Annotated in this window: 20 protein-coding genes; 6 read left to right on the forward strand and 14 right to left on the reverse strand. The window is 57.1% G+C overall.

Annotated features, from left to right (window positions below; all coding sequences use genetic code 11):
• Positions 1-107 precede the first annotated feature (107 nt).
• The 5 genes from ACNA0J_RS10820 to ACNA0J_RS10840 all read right to left on the reverse strand — a co-directional run bounded on the left by ACNA0J_RS10820 (position 108) and on the right by ACNA0J_RS10840 (position 4,521).
• A complete protein-coding gene (locus ACNA0J_RS10820; RefSeq protein WP_254924430.1) occupies positions 108-212 on the reverse strand; it encodes an entericidin A/B family lipoprotein in 105 nt (34 codons plus the stop codon).
• Between the two features lie 91 nt (positions 213-303).
• Positions 304-492 (reverse strand): CsbD family protein, encoded by a 189-nt coding sequence (locus ACNA0J_RS10825; RefSeq protein ID WP_415818866.1) that lies wholly within the window; start codon positions 490-492, stop codon positions 304-306.
• A gap of 132 nt (positions 493-624) precedes the next feature.
• Positions 625-2,127, reverse strand: a complete 1,503-nt coding sequence (locus tag ACNA0J_RS10830) for a PAS domain S-box protein (RefSeq protein ID WP_415818867.1) — start codon at positions 2,125-2,127, stop codon at positions 625-627.
• Positions 2,128-2,586: 459 nt separating this feature from the next.
• Positions 2,587-3,594, reverse strand: coding sequence for an asparaginase (locus tag ACNA0J_RS10835; protein WP_415818950.1), 1,008 nt, complete (start codon positions 3,592-3,594; stop codon positions 2,587-2,589).
• Between the two features lie 141 nt (positions 3,595-3,735).
• Positions 3,736-4,521, reverse strand: a complete 786-nt coding sequence (locus ACNA0J_RS10840; RefSeq protein WP_415818868.1) for an RNA polymerase sigma factor — start codon at positions 4,519-4,521, stop codon at positions 3,736-3,738.
• A 55-nt stretch (positions 4,522-4,576) separates the two neighbouring features.
• Between ACNA0J_RS10840 and ACNA0J_RS10845 the strand changes: the two genes are divergently transcribed.
• Positions 4,577-5,188, forward strand: coding sequence for an ATP-dependent Clp protease proteolytic subunit (locus ACNA0J_RS10845; protein WP_415818869.1), 612 nt, complete (start codon positions 4,577-4,579; stop codon positions 5,186-5,188).
• A gap of 6 nt (positions 5,189-5,194) precedes the next feature.
• On the opposite strand, the gene vapC is transcribed toward ACNA0J_RS10845, so the two are convergent.
• Complete coding sequence (gene vapC / locus ACNA0J_RS10850; protein WP_415818870.1) at positions 5,195-5,599, reverse strand: type II toxin-antitoxin system tRNA(fMet)-specific endonuclease VapC; 405 nt, start codon at positions 5,597-5,599, stop codon at positions 5,195-5,197.
• A complete protein-coding gene (gene vapB / locus ACNA0J_RS10855) occupies positions 5,599-5,832 on the reverse strand; it encodes a type II toxin-antitoxin system VapB family antitoxin (RefSeq protein ID WP_415818871.1) in 234 nt (77 codons plus the stop codon). Before vapB ends, vapC begins: the two co-directional genes overlap by 1 nt.
• Positions 5,833-5,954: 122 nt before the next feature.
• Here vapB and ACNA0J_RS10860 point away from each other — a divergent pair, with 122 nt between their 5' ends.
• From ACNA0J_RS10860 to ACNA0J_RS10880, 5 genes are all read left to right on the forward strand, one after another.
• A complete protein-coding gene (locus ACNA0J_RS10860) occupies positions 5,955-7,100 on the forward strand; it encodes a hypothetical protein (protein ID WP_415818872.1) in 1,146 nt (381 codons plus the stop codon).
• Between the two features lie 30 nt (positions 7,101-7,130).
• Entirely contained in the window at positions 7,131-8,870 is a 1,740-nt protein-coding gene (locus ACNA0J_RS10865) for an ABC transporter ATP-binding protein (protein WP_415818873.1), read from the forward strand.
• 218 nt (positions 8,871-9,088) lie between these two features.
• Positions 9,089-12,541 carry a type III effector HrpK domain-containing protein gene (locus tag ACNA0J_RS10870; protein WP_415818874.1) on the forward strand — a complete coding sequence of 1,151 codons (3,453 nt, stop codon included), beginning with the start codon at positions 9,089-9,091 and terminating at the stop codon, positions 12,539-12,541.
• A 99-nt stretch (positions 12,542-12,640) separates the two neighbouring features.
• Positions 12,641-13,105 (forward strand): hypothetical protein, encoded by a 465-nt coding sequence (locus ACNA0J_RS10875; RefSeq protein ID WP_415818875.1) that lies wholly within the window; start codon positions 12,641-12,643, stop codon positions 13,103-13,105.
• A 127-nt stretch (positions 13,106-13,232) separates the two neighbouring features.
• Positions 13,233-14,048: a tetratricopeptide repeat protein gene (locus tag ACNA0J_RS10880; protein WP_415818876.1), complete on the forward strand. Its 816-nt coding sequence runs from the start codon at positions 13,233-13,235 to the stop codon at positions 14,046-14,048.
• Here ACNA0J_RS10880 and ACNA0J_RS10885 read toward each other — a convergent pair.
• From ACNA0J_RS10885 to ACNA0J_RS10915, 7 genes are all read right to left on the reverse strand, one after another.
• On the reverse strand, positions 14,038-14,352 hold the full coding sequence (locus ACNA0J_RS10885; RefSeq protein WP_415818877.1) for a hypothetical protein: 315 nt from the start codon (positions 14,350-14,352) through the stop codon (positions 14,038-14,040). The genes ACNA0J_RS10880 and ACNA0J_RS10885 overlap by 11 nt on opposite strands.
• A 78-nt stretch (positions 14,353-14,430) precedes the next feature.
• Positions 14,431-15,702, reverse strand: a complete 1,272-nt coding sequence (locus tag ACNA0J_RS10890; RefSeq protein WP_415818878.1) for a type II and III secretion system protein family protein — start codon at positions 15,700-15,702, stop codon at positions 14,431-14,433.
• Positions 15,699-17,864: a type III secretion system export apparatus subunit SctV gene (gene sctV, locus ACNA0J_RS10895; RefSeq protein WP_415818879.1), complete on the reverse strand. Its 2,166-nt coding sequence runs from the start codon at positions 17,862-17,864 to the stop codon at positions 15,699-15,701. The genes ACNA0J_RS10890 and sctV overlap by 4 nt, the downstream gene beginning before the upstream one ends.
• Positions 17,861-18,196 carry a tetratricopeptide repeat protein gene (locus ACNA0J_RS10900; RefSeq protein WP_415818880.1) on the reverse strand — a complete coding sequence of 112 codons (336 nt, stop codon included), beginning with the start codon at positions 18,194-18,196 and terminating at the stop codon, positions 17,861-17,863. The genes sctV and ACNA0J_RS10900 overlap by 4 nt, the downstream gene beginning before the upstream one ends.
• Positions 18,147-18,569, reverse strand: a complete 423-nt coding sequence (locus ACNA0J_RS10905) for a hypothetical protein (RefSeq protein ID WP_415818881.1) — start codon at positions 18,567-18,569, stop codon at positions 18,147-18,149. The genes ACNA0J_RS10900 and ACNA0J_RS10905 overlap by 50 nt, the downstream gene beginning before the upstream one ends.
• 15 nt (positions 18,570-18,584) lie before the next feature.
• Positions 18,585-19,454, reverse strand: coding sequence for a SctD/MshK family protein (locus tag ACNA0J_RS10910; RefSeq protein ID WP_415818882.1), 870 nt, complete (start codon positions 19,452-19,454; stop codon positions 18,585-18,587).
• A 63-nt stretch (positions 19,455-19,517) separates the two neighbouring features.
• Positions 19,518-19,676, reverse strand: a complete 159-nt coding sequence (locus ACNA0J_RS10915) for a hypothetical protein (RefSeq protein ID WP_415818883.1) — start codon at positions 19,674-19,676, stop codon at positions 19,518-19,520.
• Positions 19,677-19,834 lie beyond the last annotated feature (158 nt).

Raw genomic sequence — 19,834 nt, forward strand, 5'->3', positions numbered from 1 at the left:
CGGCCGAACTACTGCGTCGTATCGAGTCGCGCTTGCCGCTCTTTACTGGGCGGATTTAGACGCGACCCACTCATAGTGGGNCGCTTCTCGAGCTTGCAAGTCGACCCTTATCGGGCCTGCTCCTGGATCTTTTCACCACCGCGCTCGATATCCTTGCCTGCCCCGTGCATCGTGTTGCAACCCGCCATCAAGCCCGTCAGCAGCAGTGTCATCGCCAGGGCCAATGTTTTGCTTTTCATGGTGTGTCCTTTTCGAATCCCGCTTATTTGCCAAAATGCGTCTTGGCATCGGCTTCGAACTTAATTACTTTTTGTCTTTGAATGCATCGCGAACCTCGTCCTTGGCTTCGCCGACATTGCGCTGGACTTTACCGACTGTCTTTTCAACCTTACCCTCGGCCTCGGTCTGGCGATTGCCAGTCACCTTGCCCACAGCTTCCTTAATATTGCCTTTGACTTCCTTAGCTGCGCCTTTGATGCGATCGTTATCCATAACGGTCTCCCTATTCGTGCATTGAAGAAGTACCCGGCAGCACCTCTGCGAAGCGCAGGCCGGATGGTTGCACTATAAAAAGCGCTATCGAACCCAAGAAGCGAAGGAAATACTATTTTTTCTAGTATCAAACTACCGGTCGGCCTTTCGCCGGCCGCGCGGCGGCTTTTCATATCCCACAATGCCGCGTTCCCGTGCCCAGACGATCGCAGCACTGCGCCGGTGCACCTGGAGCTTGCTGTACAACGACGCAACATGATTGCGCACCGTGTGACGAGACACGCTCAGATGCTGCGCAATATCGGGATCACTCAAACCCTGACACATCAGACCGAGTATCTCGCGTTCACGCGGCGTAAGATCGGCCAATTGAGCATCGGCCTTGGGGGCCCCCTGCGGCTGGCGGATTTGGGCCAGTTTCTCGATCACCGTCTGACTGAACCAGGAAGTATCCTGCATGACGGCTTCGATAGCGGCCATCAGTTCGGTCTCGCTGCGCTTGCGCTCAGTGATGTCCTGAATCACGCTCAGAATGCAGGGTTCATCCTGGATAACAACAGGTTCGGCTGACAGCAGGCAGTCCAGTACTTGTCCGTCTTGCGTGCTTAGTTTGAACTCCCGGTTTCGAACTCCTGCGCCCTCCTCTAACTTGGCCATTGTCTCGTCGTAGACACTCGCCTCAGCACACAGATGGGCTAATGCTTTATTCTCGCTCAGAGCGTTTAACGCATAGCCTGTCGTCTCGACAAACGCGTCATTGACCTCCAACACATGGCCTTCAGGCGTGCTCAGCACCATGGGCACGGGTGCTAACCGAAACGCTTTCGAAAAACGCTCCTCGCTATAGCGCAGCGCATTTTCCGCTTTGCGCCGTGGCTCGAGGTCGTTGAAAGTAAAAAGCATGCATTCAGCATCGCCGACCTCTATCGGTTGGCCGGCGACGACCACCAGTTTGTCGGTGCCATCCGGCAGCGGTATGCAGGTTTCCATTTGTGAGATGGTCCGCCCCTCCTTCAGCCGTTCTTCGGCGCTCTCTCGCTGTGGCGAATTACCGAGTATGTCGATCTCATCAAAGTGATGATCCAGGACGTTCTGACGCTCGTCACCCGTCATCTGCAGAAAGCCCTGATTGACCTTAACGTAGCGCATGTCCTCTAGTGAGCAGATGATTGCCGGAGCGGGGTTGGTGTTGAACGTCTTCTCGAAGCGTTCTTCGGCGCTGTAGCGCTCGGTGACGTCCAGAAGCACCAGCACAATGCCTTCGGGATTGCCTTGTGCATCGCTGAGCACAAGGTTTCTGGCCTGATGGACTCGATAGAAATCCGAATCGCGCGCGCTGGTGACTTCCACGACGATATCGTTGAATGACTCTCCCGCCAGTGCTCGGTACATGGGATATTGGGCGGCCAGCAATTTGCGCTGATTACGATATCGAAGCTTATAGTGCTTGCGATACCCCGAAGCCGTACCACCCAGATCGGAAAGATTGGCCACGCCATGCATGGACAAGGCTGTGTCATTGGCCCAGGCGATATGCCGGTTCATATCCAGCAGGATGATGCCTTCTACCAATCCATCGATGATTTCCAGAAGATGACGGCGTTCGGTGGTGAAGACGGTGGACAACTGTTTCATCTCGCCCCTTTTATGCGATTGATAGTCGAATGCCGGCCGGATAGGTGAGCCAAAATTACTAGAAAAATCAGTATGACGCGATCTATCTAGCTTGTCGCTGGATATTTAGGATGTGGATGCAGCGTCATGCTGCTTCCTACAATCAAAAGGAAATATCCATGCATATGAATCAGCAAAGCGTAGATCAGAACGGCCAGCCCGACCGTCCGGAGTCAGACCGCCCGGATCAGTTCCCTGGCGATCTCCCTGGGAAGAAAGCCCCCGGACGTCAGCAGCCTGTTCCGGGCGACGCTCCCGATCCATTTCGACACGAACCAAAGCGTCCTGTCCGTCCGAATGAGCCTGGCAAGGCGCCTCCACCCGAGGCGTGACTGGGTTAGGAACGATCCCCAGTGGCAGTGGTAGCGCCTGATCGATTTCGATTAGGCGCTACGAGAAGGCACCCGCTAGCCGATCCCGCTACAGATCAAACGCGGCCTGGATATCTGCCTTGCCCGCCTTGCCCTGCTGCAGCAGCAACATCAATAGAATGCGCGATTTCTGTGGGGTCAGGTCGCCCGCCATGACGGCGCCTGCATCGGCCAGCGTCTTGCCGCCGCCTTCGAAACCATAGTTCGCCATGACTCGGCCGTTATGTACCCGGGTTGAAATGACCACCGGCACCCCTTTGGACAGCGCGTATTTGATCCCTTCGAACATAGGCATGTTGACGTTGCCCATGCCCAGGGCCTGCACCACGATACCCTTGGCGCCCTGATCGACCGCAGTGCGCAGCATGCGGTCATCGGCGCCCCCGTACATGGCGACGATATCCACCCGCGGCATTTCCGTGGCAACAATCGGGATGTGCTGGCGGCGCAACGGCGCGCGGTCGATGACGACCTTGTCCGCATAGACTTCACCGATCAAGCCATAGCTACCCGACTGAAAGGTCTCTACATTGGCCGTGTGCGTCTTTGTGACATAACGCGCGGCGTTGATCTGGTTATTCATGGCCAGCATGGCGCCCTTACCCTTCGCCTGGTCGTCGACCGCAATGCGTACCGCATTGAGCAGGTTACGCGGGCCGTCGAAGTCCGATGATGAAGCATTGCGCTGGGCGCCGATCAAGATCACAGGCTTGTCCGACTTGACGGTCGTATCCAGCCAGAACGCGGTTTCTTCGAGTGTGTCCGTGCCATGCGACACCACCACACCCGCCACATCGGACCGTTTCAGCGTTTCTTCGACCGCCTTGGTCAGGGCTGTCCAGCGCACCGGGTCCATGTAGTCGGACGGGACGTTAGATAGGTTATTGACTTCGACTTTGGCGTACTTTGCGACGTCGGGCACGGTGGCCATCAAATCGTCGCCGGAAATCGCGGGCACCGGCGCTTTCTTGACCGGATCGATCTTCATCGCGATCGTGCCGCCTGTGGCGATCAACTGGACTGTGGGCTTGTCCTGCGCATACGCTTGTGCCGCCATCGCCATTACTCCCGCTATCAAGAATGGTAGTTTCTTCAAATCCGTCTCCCGGGTTGTTGCTATAGGAAAGACTACATATACCCGGGTGTCGGGTGGATGGGATCGGGATATGACCTGATTGACAGCCATCGCCCAAAGCGATCAGGCGAGTTCAGCGACCTCCTCAATGCTTGGCTGATAAAAATAAAAGCCGCTGACGGCCCAAAACGACGGGGTAAACAAACCTGCGATCCGAGTCGGTGTGGCCATTGGCAATGGCGCCGTGTCGTGGGCCTCATACCCAGCAGCCTGAGCCGAAAGCGCCATCGCCTGAGGCTGAGAAGTCCGCAACACAGCGACCAACCCGGCAGGGTCGCGTTGCACCAACGTCCAATAACATAGGACGAGCAAGTCGCTTGAATCGTCGTCTATGGGGTCGTCCTTTGGGTCGATGCGGCGTACCCGCTGCAATATACGGTGCAGTTGCTGGCGTGAGGCAACCTCGTTGCGCCCCGTCAATGCGCCAAGTTCGGCGTGACTGTAATCGAACACCTCATACAGAAGAACCATCGCGACTTCGCCTGCCGGCAAGACGCGAATCAGATGCCGCAGGGCCTGCTCCACACGCTGCGCCTGGTCGACCAATCGTTCGGGAGAATCCACGCCAGATGCCTGCGAGTCCTCCTCCAAAAGCCGATCTTTGATGATCCGTAGCCGTTCCTGACGCCGCCAGGCATCGATGCAGAGGTTGCGCAGCACAGTAATCATCCAGGCTTCGCGGCTTTTGGCGTCGGAAGGTAGCGTGCCGTCGAGGGCGCGCTCCCATGTGTCCTGCACCAGTTCGTCAGCCTCTTCGCCAACGGCCAACCAGTGGCGAGCTAATGCAACGAGGCGGCGGTGCAGTACTTCATCATCGATTGAGAAAGCAGAGTCATCTGGATATGTCACGCAAACACCTGTTCGTTCGTCTACTAAATGAATCAACACCAAGGAACCATAGTATATGTTTGCACAACAGATAGACACGCAACCCGGCCCCTCAACACTGCGCGACAGCACCTTTCTGGAAGAAAAGGCATTTCGTTCCAGGACAGTCTTGGTATTCGGTACCGTTACGGACGCACTTGCTTGCGAAACGGTGCGCAAACTGCTGGCGCTGGATGCCGACTCGGACGCACCGATCACCGTTATCGTCTCATCCCCGGGAGGGCATCTCGAATCGGGTGACGCCATTCATGATGTGGTGCGTTTTATTTCGGCGCCCGTCAACATGGTCGGCACCGGATGGGTTGGCAGCGCGGCCACTCATCTTTTCTTAGGAGCTCCCAGCGAGCGCCGCTACTGCCTGCCGCAGACCCGTTTTCTCATTCATCAGCCCAGTGGCGGAGCAGTTGGCCCCGCCAGTGACATGGCGCTACAGGCCAAGGAGATCATCAAAGCGCGCGAACGTATCGCGCAGGTCATCTCGCGCGAAACCGGCCAACCCATCGAACGAGTGCGCATGGATATCGAACGCGATCTGTGGATGCCAGCTGAAGATGCCGTCGCCTATGGCCTGGTGTCGAGCATCATCCAGCACAAACGTGAGTTGGACCCACGATCCGGGACACTGTAAACCCTCTCAGGTGACGACCCAATTCTCCACCTCAAGCGCGGGAACGCGGGCAAACTCCGATTCGTTGTTCGTTACCAGCACGAGGCCTTCACTTCGTGCATGCCCTGCAATGTGCAAGTCGTTTACACCAATAGGTTGACCCTGCTTTTCCAGAACCGCTCGAATAGCGCCGTAGTGTTGGGCAGCCTTGGCACCATACGGAAGCACCTCAAGCCGGCTACAAAAATCCTCGACAGCAGACAAATTCTCGCTGACTCGGCTGCTCTTCTCTGCTCCATGTACGAGCTCAGCCAACGTAATAGACGAGATCGCCATGCGACTGGCATTTGCGTTGAAAGTAGACAGTACCTCTATAGGGCGCCGTTTCAAGACGTAGATAACGATATTGGTATCTAACAGGTAACGCAGCATCAGAGCGACTCTCGTTCTGACTGATGTTGGCCGGCTCGTTCGGACATAAAGTCATCAGTAACAGCAGGCCCGTCCATGAAAAAGCTATCCCAGGTCTGGCCAACGGGTGCAATGATGCGTTCATTCCCTCTGACACGCACTTCTACCTTGCGCACGCCTTCGGGCAGACGCACGTCTAGAGGGAGCCGGACGGCTTGTGTGCGATTATTGATAAACACAGTGCCTATAGACATGTCATTACTCCTTGGGGAGAAATAGTATATAGCTATTGTATATAGCAGAAGTTTTTGCGTCAAGATTCTCATCCCCCCCGACGTTTCCCATCGCCCATATCGACGACCTTTAGCAGACACAAATGATGAGAAAAAAAATCAACGACACCACACTGCGCCTCCTTGGCAGCATGCTCATCGGCCTGATGACAACAACTTGGTGCGTCGCCGCCTCGCCCCCGACAGGCTGGCAAACAAAGACGCTGAATTTCGGCGCCCCCGACCTGCGCGCGGACATTGCCCTGCCCAAAGGGGCCACCCTTCAAACCGTGAACTATGAGCCTCGCCAGCCCAACACGGCCGGACGCTCGGTGGTAGTGGGCAAAGTGACGCCATCCAAGACCGTCCCAGCAGACGTCAGCATCGTCGCTTTCGATCTGGAGTATCCCGCTGCCGCTGTGCGCCTTTGCGCGTATGAGGTGCAAGCAACAGGGCTGGATGTGATTTCTCTTTCCGTTTCGGACGACTCGGCCTCGGCGGACCTGCGTAGCCTCAAGGCTGACGAAGGCAAACCGGTACAGGTAGGCTTCACTCGCTGCCTGACGCGCGGGACAAAGCTGCTCGTCTTTCACTTTGTGACGGCGACGACGGGAAAACACGATGAGCGAACAGCAATGAGAACAGGCAAGAGTGTGGAGACCTTCGCCCGGACGATGCTCGACGACATCCGCTTTGCCGATGGAAAGCCCGCCAGCCATTGGGCGGAAATGCAGGATATCCCGTTAAAACTCGGCCAGCATGCCGCGACGCTGAACGTCTCGCCCGCGTGGCAGGTGGTCATCAATGACTTCAACGGCGCGGTTCCGGCAGAAATGCACATGGTGCGTAAACGCGATGGCAAGAATGCCGGACTCGTGTGGCTTGCCGCCCTTGAGACACCCAACGGTTTTGACATGACTCGTGATGGGCAGAGCCTGCTGCGCGATTTCATGGCCAAGCAGTCTCCTGACTTTGGCGACGCCAAGCTGCTCTCAAACGACGCCCTTCCTCTATCCGAGGGGGCCAGCGGCACGAAACATCGTTTTCGTTTCGAGATTCGGTCGAAATCCGGTGGCGAGGCGGGAGATCTCTTGGCAACGCTGACGCACAGCGGCCACATGCTTTATGCCGTCGCGTTATGGTCTGCTCCCGTGTCCGGCAATAATCGTGAAAAATTCATGGCCCGACTGCCCGGTCTCACCGCCTATGATTTAGCGCAAGATGCGCTGAACCGTCTGCTGACCCACTAGTCCCAACCTCCGACCTGCCGCCCCTGCACAATGAAGCTTGATTCATCCTCCTCATCTTCCTCTATCGGCATGACCCGCGCAGCGCTCGAGCTGTGTGGCGCGCTGTGGCGCTATGCCGATGGCAAACGGCGGCACCTGATCGGCGCCATCACCCTGCTGTCCGGCGCGCAGCTGATCAAGTTGACCTTGCCCTGGCTGGCGGGCCACGCCATCAATGCCCTGCAGCAAAACGATATGCCGACGGCCGGCCTGTGGATCATGTTCCTGGTCAGTTGCTACGCGATGCATTGGGTATTTCACGGCCCCGGACGCGTACTGGAGGGCCAAGTTGGCGTACGCGCACGGGAGCAACTGGCCGACGAGCTCTACGCCCGTATCGCTGCCGCACCGCTGACCTGGCGCGATGGCCGTCACTCGGGCGACTTGCAGCACCGCGTGCTGCAATCCAGCCGTGCCTTGTCGACATTCGCGCGGGGCATGTATGGCTATTTGCACAGTGCCTTGAACTTCGTTGGCCCTCTGGTAGCGTTGTTCTTGCTGTCTCAGGCCAGCGGCAGCATTGCCGTTGGCGGCTATCTGGTGATTGCACTCATCACCTTGCGTTTCGACCTCGTGCTGATGCGGCTGGCGCGTTCCGAGAACGATGAGGAACGCCGTTATGTTGCGGCGCTGCTCGATTTTGTCAGCAATGCCGGGACGGTCATTGGCCTGCGGCTGCAAGCTGCCTCGCGCAAAATTCTGGGCCGTCGCCTGGCAACCATGATGGTGCCGCTGCGCCGAGCGCTCTGGGTCAACGAGGTCAAATGGTGCGTGGTAGACCTGATGGGCATGGGCCTGACCTGGATACTCGTGGTCCACTACGTACTGCAACATCGCGAGCCCGGACAAGCCGTGCTGCTGGGCACGATCTTCATGATCTATCAATATGCCCAGCAGGTCGCCTCAGTCGTCAGCGCCATTGCGTCGAACTTCCAGAGCTTCTCACGTATCCACACCGACTTCAGCAGCGCCGAGCCCATCTGGCGGGCGCCGGGCGACCCGCAGGCCACCGTGCCCGCCATCGTGCCCGATGCGCCATGGCAAACCTTGGCGCTGCGTGGCCTCACCTGGAGCTATTCCGCCGATGGGCGCGGCGGCTTGCATGATGTCGATCTGGTCTTGCGCCGGGGGTCGCGCATCGCGTTGATCGGACCCAGCGGCGGTGGCAAGAGCACATTGCTGCGCACGCTGGCCGGCCTATATCCGCCGCAGCAAGGCGAACTGCTGCGCGACGGCAAGTCAGTAGACTGGGCCGAACTGAGCACATTGGCTACGTTGATCCCGCAAGAAGCCGAGGTGTTCGAAGCCAGCGTGGAGGAAAACCTGACCTTTGGCGAGCCTGCCACGTCAGCAGCACTGCAGTCCGCCGTACATACCGGCGTGTTCGACGAAGTGCTGCAACGCATGCCCGACGGCCTGGCCAGCCCGGTCAACGAACGCGGCAGCAATCTGTCTGGCGGGCAACGGCAGCGCCTGGCCCTGTCACGAGGGGCATTGGCGGCGCAGGGCAGTTCCCTGCTGCTGCTGGATGAGCCCACCAGCGCGCTGGACCCGCAATCCGAAGGCCAGGTGTTCGATCGCATGTATGCCGCGTTTCCCACGGCGTGTATCGTGGCCTCTGTGCATCGGCCCAGCCTGCTCAGCCGCTTTGACACGATCGTCGTCATGGAGGCGGGACGCGTGGTGGATGCAGGGCCGCGTGATGAGGTTTTGGCGCGGCGTGCGCCTTGATACCGTACCGCGGCCGATTCTCCATTAGCGTCAATCGTGCCAATGGGCTGACACCCCACGCCTCCTGAGTTCCTTTTGACCTGCTGCCAAAGAATGCAGCCGGGTTCATCCCACTGTCATCGCAAGACATAACAATGCTCATACGAATCCCCAAGGACTCCATGAGCAATGCATTGCCATGTCCGTGCCGAATCCCATGACAGAAAGGAACAATCTCTATGTCTAACGTCACTGCATCAAGCCCTGTCGACCCGAAATCGGTTGATCCCGACAACACAGCCGCATGGGAACAGGCACAAAAAGATGCAAAAGATGCAGGCATTCTGTGGGAAAGGCCGGATGATGACAAACGCTCCGCACAGGAAATCATTGAAGACAGCGAACTACTCAAAAACCTGGGCAATCAGAGCGGCGTCAGAGACTCTCTCGAACAACGCGTGGGCGGCGACATCGACAAAGACGCCGACGCTGCATTCCGCGCCGTGCAGGTACTTGAACACGTAGAGAAATACGATGCGAGCGGAAATCGCCTTGCCGGCAAAGATGTAAACAATGGTGAAATCAACGGCTTTACCAGCAGTGACGAGGCCCGGCCCAATACGGAAGCGGGCCGCCTGCAGGATTTCGGCAAATACGGATTCTCGAACCTCAACGGCGAGCTGAAAGATCTCTCTTCCGTGTCCGACGACTCGAAAGCACGTGAACAGGCAGAGGATCTTGGAATCGAATGGGAGCGCCCTAAAGGCGATGACCGCTCAGCCCAGGACATTATCGACAACAATCCGCTGCTCAAGAATCTGGGAAATCAGAGTGGCGTGAAAGATATGCTGAAAGAGCGGGTCGGCGATTTCAATAAAGACGCAGATGCTGCCTATCGGGCCGCGCAGCTCCTGGACCATATCGAAAAGTACGACAAAGACGGCAAGCGTCAGGTCGGTGGTGATGTCGGCGACCAGAAAATCAACGGATTCACCAACAGTGGTGAGGCCAAACCGAACACGGAAGCAGGCCGTCTGCAGGACTTTGGCAAAGAGGGCTTTTCCGCGCTCAAGGGCAAGCTTACTGACTATAAAGACGTGGCCAACGACAAGGACGCGCGCAAAAAGGCGGAAGACTTGGGAATTCAGTGGGAACGCCCCGAAGGCGATGATCGATCCGCGAAAGAGATCATCGACGGCGATCCTCTGCTGAAGGAACTCGGTGATCATAGCGGCGTACGCGATCTGCTGAAAGAGCGTATCGGAGACTTTGACACGAATGCAGATGCCGCCTATCGTGCGACGCAGCTTCTCAGGCATGTCGAACAATTCGACAGCAATGGCAAAGAACTCACCGGCGAAAGTGTCGGCGATGGAAAAATCAATGGATTCACGTCGAGTCGCGAGGCCAAGCCCGACACAGAGGCAGGCCGCCTCCAGGATTTCGGCAAATACGGTTTCGACGCACTCAAGGGCGATCTCTCAAAGACGTCTGGAATTAACGACAAGGTAGAGGACATCCAGAGCTACAAAGACTACTTGAAAGCCAATCCTGATGCCGACAAAGGGTCAAAGCAGATAGCCCAATATGCCGCCATCCTAGAGGAAAACTACGACAAAATTCGTGAAAAAGCGGGGGCAGGTAAATATCTGGATGCCGACGCGCTGAAGCGATATACAGATACCGCCAAGGATCTGAGCGACGAGACCAAGGAAGCATTGGAGTTCTGGTCTCAACCTGGCGCCTTCGATATCGTCGACAACGCGAAGCACTCCCTGGCACAAAGACAAGACGGCGACCTCAGCAAGGGAGACATACAGACCTGGCTCAGCAAGTCGGCGCCAAAGGATGCTGCGTCATTGATGTCCTTTCTTTCCGATGCTGCGGAACGGAGCGCGTTCTCGGATATTGATGTCAGTAAATTCGACGGCGATATTTTCGAGCATCCAGAGAAATATTCCAGCGACGAAAAAGCAGCCGTTCTGCAGGACCTGCTACATGCCCAGCAATTGATGGTGGATGGCGCATCCGCTGGCATGTGGAAGGATGACTACTCGAAAGTCTCCATCGCTAACCGTGCACGCGTCCACCCGGACAAGGACAAGGTATTCGAGGACCTGAATGATCACATCAAGATCCTGCAGGACGACAAGGAAGTCACCAAAACGCTGAGCGAAAAAACCGCCAGTGCCTTGAAAGGCCTGATGGAAGACAATAAAGGCCTCAAGGAAGCTGTACAAGATACCTACGACAAAGAAATCAAGAGCGGGAATGCTCTGAACACGTCGTGGGAAACGAACATGAAGGACGGAAAGTCCGCCCAGCAGGCAGTATTGGCAGAGTTCATCGGAACCGCGCAATCCTATCAGAACGCGCTGGGGATCGAGGAACCCAAAGACATCAAAGAAGCCATCAAGAAATCTGACCACGAAACAGATTTCAAGGACTTCTACGAGAAGTCCCTGGTGTCTGGAGACCGTCTGAAGGAGCTGCTGAAAGATAACTCCTTTGAAGAAGCTGCCAGCGTATTCAACATGGAGGTCGCGCTCTACAACTCTGCGCTCGACCCCGAATTCACCGGTAAGTTCGACGACAAGCTCGAAGAGAATTTCTCGAAAATCGGCAATGAAAACATCCTCAAGGATGCCTCCTTCGACGATATGAAGAAGGCATTCGGGATCAATGGCGGCGACGAGCTCGACGAGAAAAAAGTAAAAAAATATATTGAAGAGGTCGTCAAGGAGAACCCCGAGCTTTTCGTCAACGACAATGGCAAGAAGTCCACACCAGACCAGATCTTGGCTGGTTTCAGAGCGACTTGGGATGTTTACCGCCAAGGGACGAAGACGCTGGACAAGACCGGCAGCCTCAACAATCTCGATCCCAACAATAACGCCAAGGGAGCCTATGACAAGGGAGTCCTCCATGGCGTGAGCGGGCTCTTCATTGCTGGCATGACAATCGCGCGTGGAATTGGCACCAACGGCAAGCCCACGGAGAAAGATATCGTCAACATCACCGCAGGCTCGGTGTTGACTGCGACCCTGCTGACCGAAGGCGGGATGAAGGGCTATACCCAATACCTGAAAGGCCTGAAGGGCAAGCTCGACGACGACCTGATGAATAGCGTGGGATCGCTGCTGGACGACGTCTCGCCCGAGAACCAGGCCGCCCAGGACGCAAAAGATACGAAGCCGGCCTTGTACGATAAACGGGCCGACCTGGCGAAGAAGTTCGAAGAAGGCGCCAAGGGCCTGGGCGGCGCCGCCGGCGTCGTCATGGGCGCCTATGGCATCTTTGACGGGGTCAAATCGATCCGGAATGGAGACACGGTTACCGGTGGCCTGACCATCACGTCAAGCTCTATCGGCGCCATCGCCGGATTGGCCTCCATGGTCGAAGGTGCTTGGGGACTGGGTAACGCCCTATTGCCGAATCTCATCAGCAAAGTCCCCAACATTGTCCCTGTCTTTGCTGGGGCGTTGGGTTGGACTGCGGCAGGGATAGGAGTGATCGTATCGCTGCTGCCGGGCCTCATCGAAGAGGGCAAGCATCAGAAGCGGTCCGATGACTTCGGCGATACGCTCGGCACCTATCTGACCAAGTACGAGATTGATGGCGTGAAAAACGGCGACATCGGCGACATCCCCGATGACGAATGGCCGGGCGAAGACTCTACCATCGCCTCGTGACCTGACATATGAGTATCGGACATGTCGGTGGTGACATGTCCACGCAACAACACCTCATCACAATCTGCATATCCCCTCCCCCATATCAAGGAGATGTTCGTGACAGCCCCCACTCAAGCCGTAGGAAACTCGTCCTTCGTTCGAGACAATTCAGCTCTGGTCTTTGAACAAAAGCTCAACATCTCCAAGTCGAGCCAGATCATCGCCGACTATCTCAAAAGCAACGGTAAATCGGCCATCAATGCAGACGAGCTAAAGCAATTGGCCAATAACACGTCGGGCAACGTACCTGCCGATGTGTCCGCTGCCGCGCAATACATGATCAGCCACCCAGATGTCTTTACAGCAATCGAGACACATGACGTCGCGGGTGCTGACGGCTTGTCGGGCTCGTGGAATTTCGACTGGGCAGCCCAAGGCGGGCTGAACGGCACGACCATCGAGTCTATCGCCAACATGCAAGACGCCTTTGATCGCGCGATCGGGCTATCGGCCAAGGTCACGGAACTCACGACCGAACTCAAAGGCGAGCTGGACGCAGTCAAACAACGCCCGCAGAACTAAGTCTTTACCCAGATCCTTGCACACTTGTCACCCTACGCGGTACTAGGTGTGCAAGGACTGTGTTTTTTCATCGCTGTGTCATGCTGGGCTGCTCTAATTGTTGGCTGACTCTGCTGAAAGACTCTACGTGACAGACCTGACCCGGCATTGGCTGCCCGTCGCCCTGACGCTGGCGTTACTAGGTGGCTGCACCACAGCGCCCACACTATCGACCCAAGAAGCGCGTTTGACGCGTCTCGCGCAAGACCTGTCCCGGCGCGGCGACGTCGCCTCGGCCGTCACCCTATACGAACGAGCGGCCGCCACCATGCCGGACAATCCCGACATACAGCTGGCATTGGGTCAGGCGCAGTTGCGCAATGGCAACCCGCAAGCGGCGTCGCAGGCCTTTCGAAAAGTCTATCAACTGCGCCCGGAAGATCCAGAGGCAGTTCTCGGTCTGGGTTATGCCGCACTGCTCGAACACAATACCGAGCGCGCCCAGGCACTCATCGCGACAGCCGCTCCCAAGATCAACACCTACAGTGCTTATAACTTGCTGGGAATTTCCGCCACACTGAACGGCGAGTTCGAGCAGGCGCATCAGGCACTCAAGACCGCTGAATCACTGGCGCCCGGCAATCTGGAAATCAAAGCGAACCAAGCGATGGTTTATGCTCTGAGCGATGACATGCCAGCCGCGATTGAGCAGATCGCTGCCGTTACAGCATCGCCGCTTGCAGAGCCTCATCATTTCCGGCGGCAAGCGTTGATCCTGGTGCTTGCCCGCCAGGACAAGCAAGCGGAGAAGGCGCTGCAAGGCATGCCCGCTCCGGCTCGAAAGGCGCTGATAGCCCGGGCCAAACGCATCCGGGCGATCGCAGATCCGATCCAACGCGCATCGGCGATCGGTATTATCCCGACCTCTGCGCCGGCCCCCGTCGCGCCGCTTCCTAATTCGTGATCGCCGATTCGCTTTCGAGCTGTTTACGGCGATCGGCCTCCTGGTCTTCCCTGACCCCCAAATATTGCTCAACGGCAGAGGCCGCTGGCCCGACCAGGGCCGGTCCCATTTCGCGGCCACGGCTCAGATCGCGTTGATCGATCACCATCTCAGCCAGGTTCAACGCATTGGCGCAGCCAGGGGGTAGCCGCGGCACCGTGCCGATCATGTCGTCGGCCAGGCATGCCTGCGGTAGGTAGCGTAAATCTGTCTGCGGCCCTGCTTGCAACGGACGATAGCTGTCGGAATATCCCGACTGGGACATGCTCGTACATCCGTACATGCAATACATCAGAGCCACCGCCATAAACCCACGCATCGCTACTCGCATGACCGTCTCGATCTAATACACATAAAAACCAAAATCAGAAGCTCCCTGCAGTCCGGCCGGGCCGCCGACGACCAAGCGGGCGGGATTCTCGTGAGCGTCATCCAAGGGCGTCGCACTGGCTTTACCCGACACGGGTTTGACCAGATACGGCGTAATCAGGATGACCAGCTCAGTCTCGTTACGCTGAAACCGCTTGGACTGAAAAAGCTGTCCCAGGATGGGAATATCGCCCAGCAACGGGAGCTTATCGATGTCCGATGAACTGTTTCGCTGGAACAAACCCGCAATCGCAAACGTCTGGCCGCTGGCCATCTCCACCTGGGTATCGGCCCGCCGCACACTGAACGACGGAATATCAACCCCCGATACCTCGACAAGCCCTGCACTGGACAGCGTACTGACCTCTGGACGAACCTGCAGCGAGATCCGGTCGTTGGGTAACAGGACCGGCCTGAAGACCAGCGACACGCCGTAGGGCTTGTACTCGATGCCAATCATCTCATTCGTCACCGGCACCGGCACCGGGATCTCTCCACCCGCCAGAAAACTCGCCGTACGCCCCGTTACGGTGGTGATATTCGGCTCCGCCAGAATTTCCAGCACGCCATTGGTTTGCAGCGCATCCAACAGCAAATCAACCGTTGCGCTGCCCGAGCTGAATCCTCCCGACACGATATTGGTGGCCCCTTGTGCCGCGGCCAGCGGGCCTCCCGTCACCAAGCCAAAAGAGAACGAGCCCGAATTGAACAAGGCGCTCCAGTTCACCCCGTACGCCAGCAGCTCCTGGCGGGATACCTCCGCGAAACGCACGCGTAAATTGATCTGAGGCAAATCCGATTGCGTCATCATGTTCACGGGCTGCACGCCGTCGCTGGCATAGCCGGATAGCAACGCACCCTGTTCGACGGCATCCCCGAGATCTTTCACACGACCGCGAGCTACCACGCGCTTGCCTGCGGCACGCTCCTGTACATTGCCGTCCCCAGCCCCGGTCCCGACGTGTACTGCGGTATCCATGACGATATTCTGGTTAGCATCGAGAGCGGTGATCCGTGTCGTGCCAATCGATTTTCCGAACAGATAGGCAGCACGGCTCGTGATGATCTGGACATCCGCCACAGCCTCGTCGGCGATCATTATCGAATCGATTGCCTGTTTAAAACGCAGCATCCGGCCGTCCCCCTGAGCCACCGACACAGCAGAGGACTCGCCCGTCTCTCGGGCTAATGATGTCGAGAGCATCAGACTCAGCAGCACCATGACAACACCACGAAAATAGGTCACGCTGCCTCCCTCAGGGCATGATCCGATTGGAATGCGCCGGACTCCGGTATTTGAGCCACCCCATCTGCGCCGAGGACAGCCAATGGATGCGACACATACCCCGAGGCCAGCTCTGTATACGCCAGCACAGGAATGGCAACCCCGTGCTTTGCCAGATGCTGCTGCAAATATCGTCGGATATCTGCAGCGACCATCAGCACGGGCTGGGCTGAGGCAGAGGCCCCCTGAGGCGCAGACTGCAGGCCATCGATCAACGTGCTGCTCAAGTCGATGGACAACGTATGAATCTGTTTCTTGTCATCAGGGAAAGTCTCTTTGCGAATGTTCTGTTCCAGCTCACGCGACAGCACGTACGCGCCAATCGTGCGATGTACATCTGCGTACTGATGGCAAAGATGACGCGCCAATGCCACGCGTATGTTCTCTGCCAGGACAGGCAACGATCTTGCGTCGGAGACCTGCACAACGACCTCCAGAATGTTGCGCAAATTCCGGATGCAGACACGTTCCTCCAACAATCGACGCAACACCTCCGCCAGACGCGGTAACGGCACGACTTGCAACGACTGTCGAACCAATTCGGGATGGCTTTGATCGAGCTCGTTCAAGAGCTGGCGTGTTTCCTGCACACCCAGAAACTCAGGCGCATGGCGAATCAGCGCCATCGACACGTATTCACCCAGTGCCTCCACCGGAGCCAGGCAGACCGCTCCTAGGCGCTCCAAATCCTGTATATGGTCATCCGAGACCCAGGCCGCGGCCCGACCATCAAAAGTGAGCCTCGCCTGCCCGGGCAGATTCAACATGTCAACAGCCGTCAAATCACCAACAATAAAAACGCAGTCGTGATGCAATAGGCCGCCAGCCACGGGGATGCCGTCTATGCAGATACTGAACGTGGCATCTGCGAGCGCAGGATCAAGCTTGAGCCCCGCCGCAGGAAAAGGAATTCCCAACGCCTGCTCGGCCCGCGCGCGCGCCTCGGCGAGCGACAATTGCAGTGATCTCAGCGGTAGTGTCTGGGCCGTCAATGGATTCAAGCATAGCAATAGACGCCCCGTTTGTGCATCGTCCCAATCAGCCGCAGTCTGCCGGGAAGGATCCGGTTGCGGTTCGAGCGCTTGCGCGGCCGCGACCACCTCGTCTTGTTGAGGATGCGCATGATCGATCATATCGGCGCGCTGTTTGCGCCATGTCGCATAGGCTCCTGTTCCGGATATCAATGCCAATCCCAAAAAAACATAGGCTGGAAAACCCGGCACCAGTGCTAGAAAAATCAGAATAGCCGTGCAGAGCGAGAGCACTTTGGTGTTGGCGCCGAGTTGCTCAACGATTTCCGCTCCCAGGTCGACACCGCGATCGGAATTAACGCGGGTCACCACAATGCCTGCCGCGATCGCCGTCATCAGTGCCGGCAACTGAGCAATCAGGCCGTCACCCACTGTCAAGAGTGAATAAGTATGCGTCGCCTCGGCAAACGACATCCCATGCCGCATCGTGCCGATCACAATACCGCCGAACAGATTGACGCAAAGGATGACAAGACAAGCAATAGCGTCACCTTTGACGAACTTCATCGCGCCATCCATTGCACCGAAAAGCTGGCTCTCGCGCTCCAGATTCAATCTGCGCGCCTTGGCCTGTGTCTGGTCAATATCGCCATTTCTCAGATCGGCATCAATGCTCATCTGCTTGCCTGGCATCGCATCCAGCGTGAATCTGGCACCGACTTCTGCCACGCGCTCTGCGCCTTTGGTAATGACGATGAATTGCGCAATCGTGATGATCAAGAAAATAACAATACCCACCACGACGTCACCCGCAATCACATACTCGCCGAATGCGGCAACAATCTCGCCGGCGTCTGCATCGCGCAGAATCAGCCGTGTCGTCGTGATCGACAGAGACAGGCGAAACAACGTGCTCAACAGAATCACTGGGGGCAAAACGGAAAAATCCACCGCCCGGGCGCTATAAAACGCAACAATCAGAATGAGCACAGCAAACGCGATGTTAAAGCCGACCATCACATCCACCACATAGGTCGGGAATGGAATGATCATCATGACGACTGCCGTCAGAATGAAAGAAGCGACGATCATATCGCTGCGCCGCGCAGCGGCGCCTAGAATGCGATTCAACTGAGCGTTCATTCCGTTCATTCTATTTTCCCCAGCGTGTCCAGATGCTGTGCCAGTATCTTCGCGGTTTCCTCTGTATTACCCATTGCCAGAAATGCATTCGCCCGCACCATCGACAAGTCCGCTGCATCGACTCCCATGGCCTCTAACTTGCCAACGACGTCCAGCGCACGCGCGCCATCGCCCGCCGCTGCGAATATTCTCGCCAAGCCATGCAGCACGTTCTCGTCATCGGGCTGCATGTGATATGCGACCAATTGGTACACCAGTCCGCGATGAACATAACCGTTTTCCGACAACAATTCAGCTCGGCGGCACAGCCACTGCAGGCTCAGATTGTCCAGATTCTCCATCGATTTCCTGTTCTTTATCGCCCCGCGGCACCGCATCCAGCACGCGCAGATGATGATCCATATCCTCGGCGAACAACGCGCTGGCGCATTGCCTGACGTCTTCTGACATAGGCAGCGCAGGCAGCACACGATTGATCAGATGACGCAGAACCACGACATTCCCGCTGGTTTCCTCCAGGACGTCTCCCAACGGTGGAATGGCGTTTCCCGCATCGATACTTCCGACCTGGCCGCGGCGTCGCGCTGCCGGTTTTTTCGCCTCGGCTTCAAATCGTCTTTCCAGCGCAGGGGTGGGCGCCGTTTCGCGCAAACGGCGCATGCCCTGCATTTCGCGAGCGCGCCACAGATCGATATCAGCCCGGGTTATCCGCATACTCGTCTCTATCCGTCAGAGGCGGAAAATATGCTGCTGACCATTCTTGACCAGCACCACCTCGTGCCGGTCGATCTTCTCCAGCACCCAGCCGTCTTCCACCACGGATCCGGGATATCGGCGCTGTCCCTGGCCATCGATAATGTAGGGTGATGCGCCGGTCCAGACGGCTTGGATCGCCATCCGCACTGCTTGCGCCTCTGTCAGCTTCGACCGGAGTAAATAGTCTTTGCCATAGGCGCGATCGAACCACATCTGAATCTCATGCCATTGCGCTCTGGTATCGACGGGCAGCTCGCCAGAGACTTCCATCTGGCTCTGTCCTGCCCTTACCTGCAGTTGTCCCAGTCCCGATGCCTTCAAACGGGATTCCAGTTGACGCCGCACGAGGTCGATGGGCAATTTTTTTGCAGGCTCTGCTAGCGCATTCAGGCTTGCTTGTGCGTTCGCCTCGCTGGCGACGCCAACGGGATACCACAACATGTAGCCCAGCACGACCGATATTCCCACCATGGCGGGAAGTAAGACCTTCAACCTCGAGGACACTGCCGAAGACCTCGATGCATGCCCATCGCGGGAATACGCGACCTGCATACGGGTATCGCCAATGCTGAAAGACAACGGCAGCCGGCTCTCGCAGACATGGCCGTCTAGTATTTTCAGTTTTCGATCCGTCTGAACGAGATCGGCATGCGATGCCAGACTGAGCTCGCCCTCTGCGATGTTCAACGTGACATGGTGGGAGGCAATGCCTGCATCGCGCAGCACAATGTCACACGCAACATCTGCCCCAAGCCGATACGCGGCATTCGCCTCGAGCGGGACGGCTGCGCCTTTGTGCACGCCGCTCAAGATAATGAGTTGTGGTGTACGCGTTTCGCTCACGAAAACGGACATATGTGGAAATAGGGAAAGGCCGAAGCCAAGACTTCGGCCTCGAGGCAGCGATTAGTTCTGCGGACGCTGTTTGGAGGCGTCGAGCTCAGCCTTTTTTTCGGTCGTGATTTCAGTCACTTTGGCCGACAGTTCGATCGCGCGATCGAACGCGGCTTCCATTTTCTCGATCGAACCTTCAGCACCACCAGAGGTCGGGGTCACATTGCTCATAGCTAACTCCAGAAAAAATTGGACAAAACATTCATCAATGAACCAGCCGTCAAGGCCGGACTCGATTCACAACGAGCAATTCATTGTGTCGTTCACTCGTGACGCGTACATTACGTTTTCACATCGTTACAACACGGATCACGAGCGTTCAGCATGAA

Source organism: Bordetella tumbae, assembly GCF_965139195.1.
GTDB lineage: Bacteria > Pseudomonadota > Gammaproteobacteria > Burkholderiales > Burkholderiaceae_B > Bordetella_A > Bordetella_A tumbae.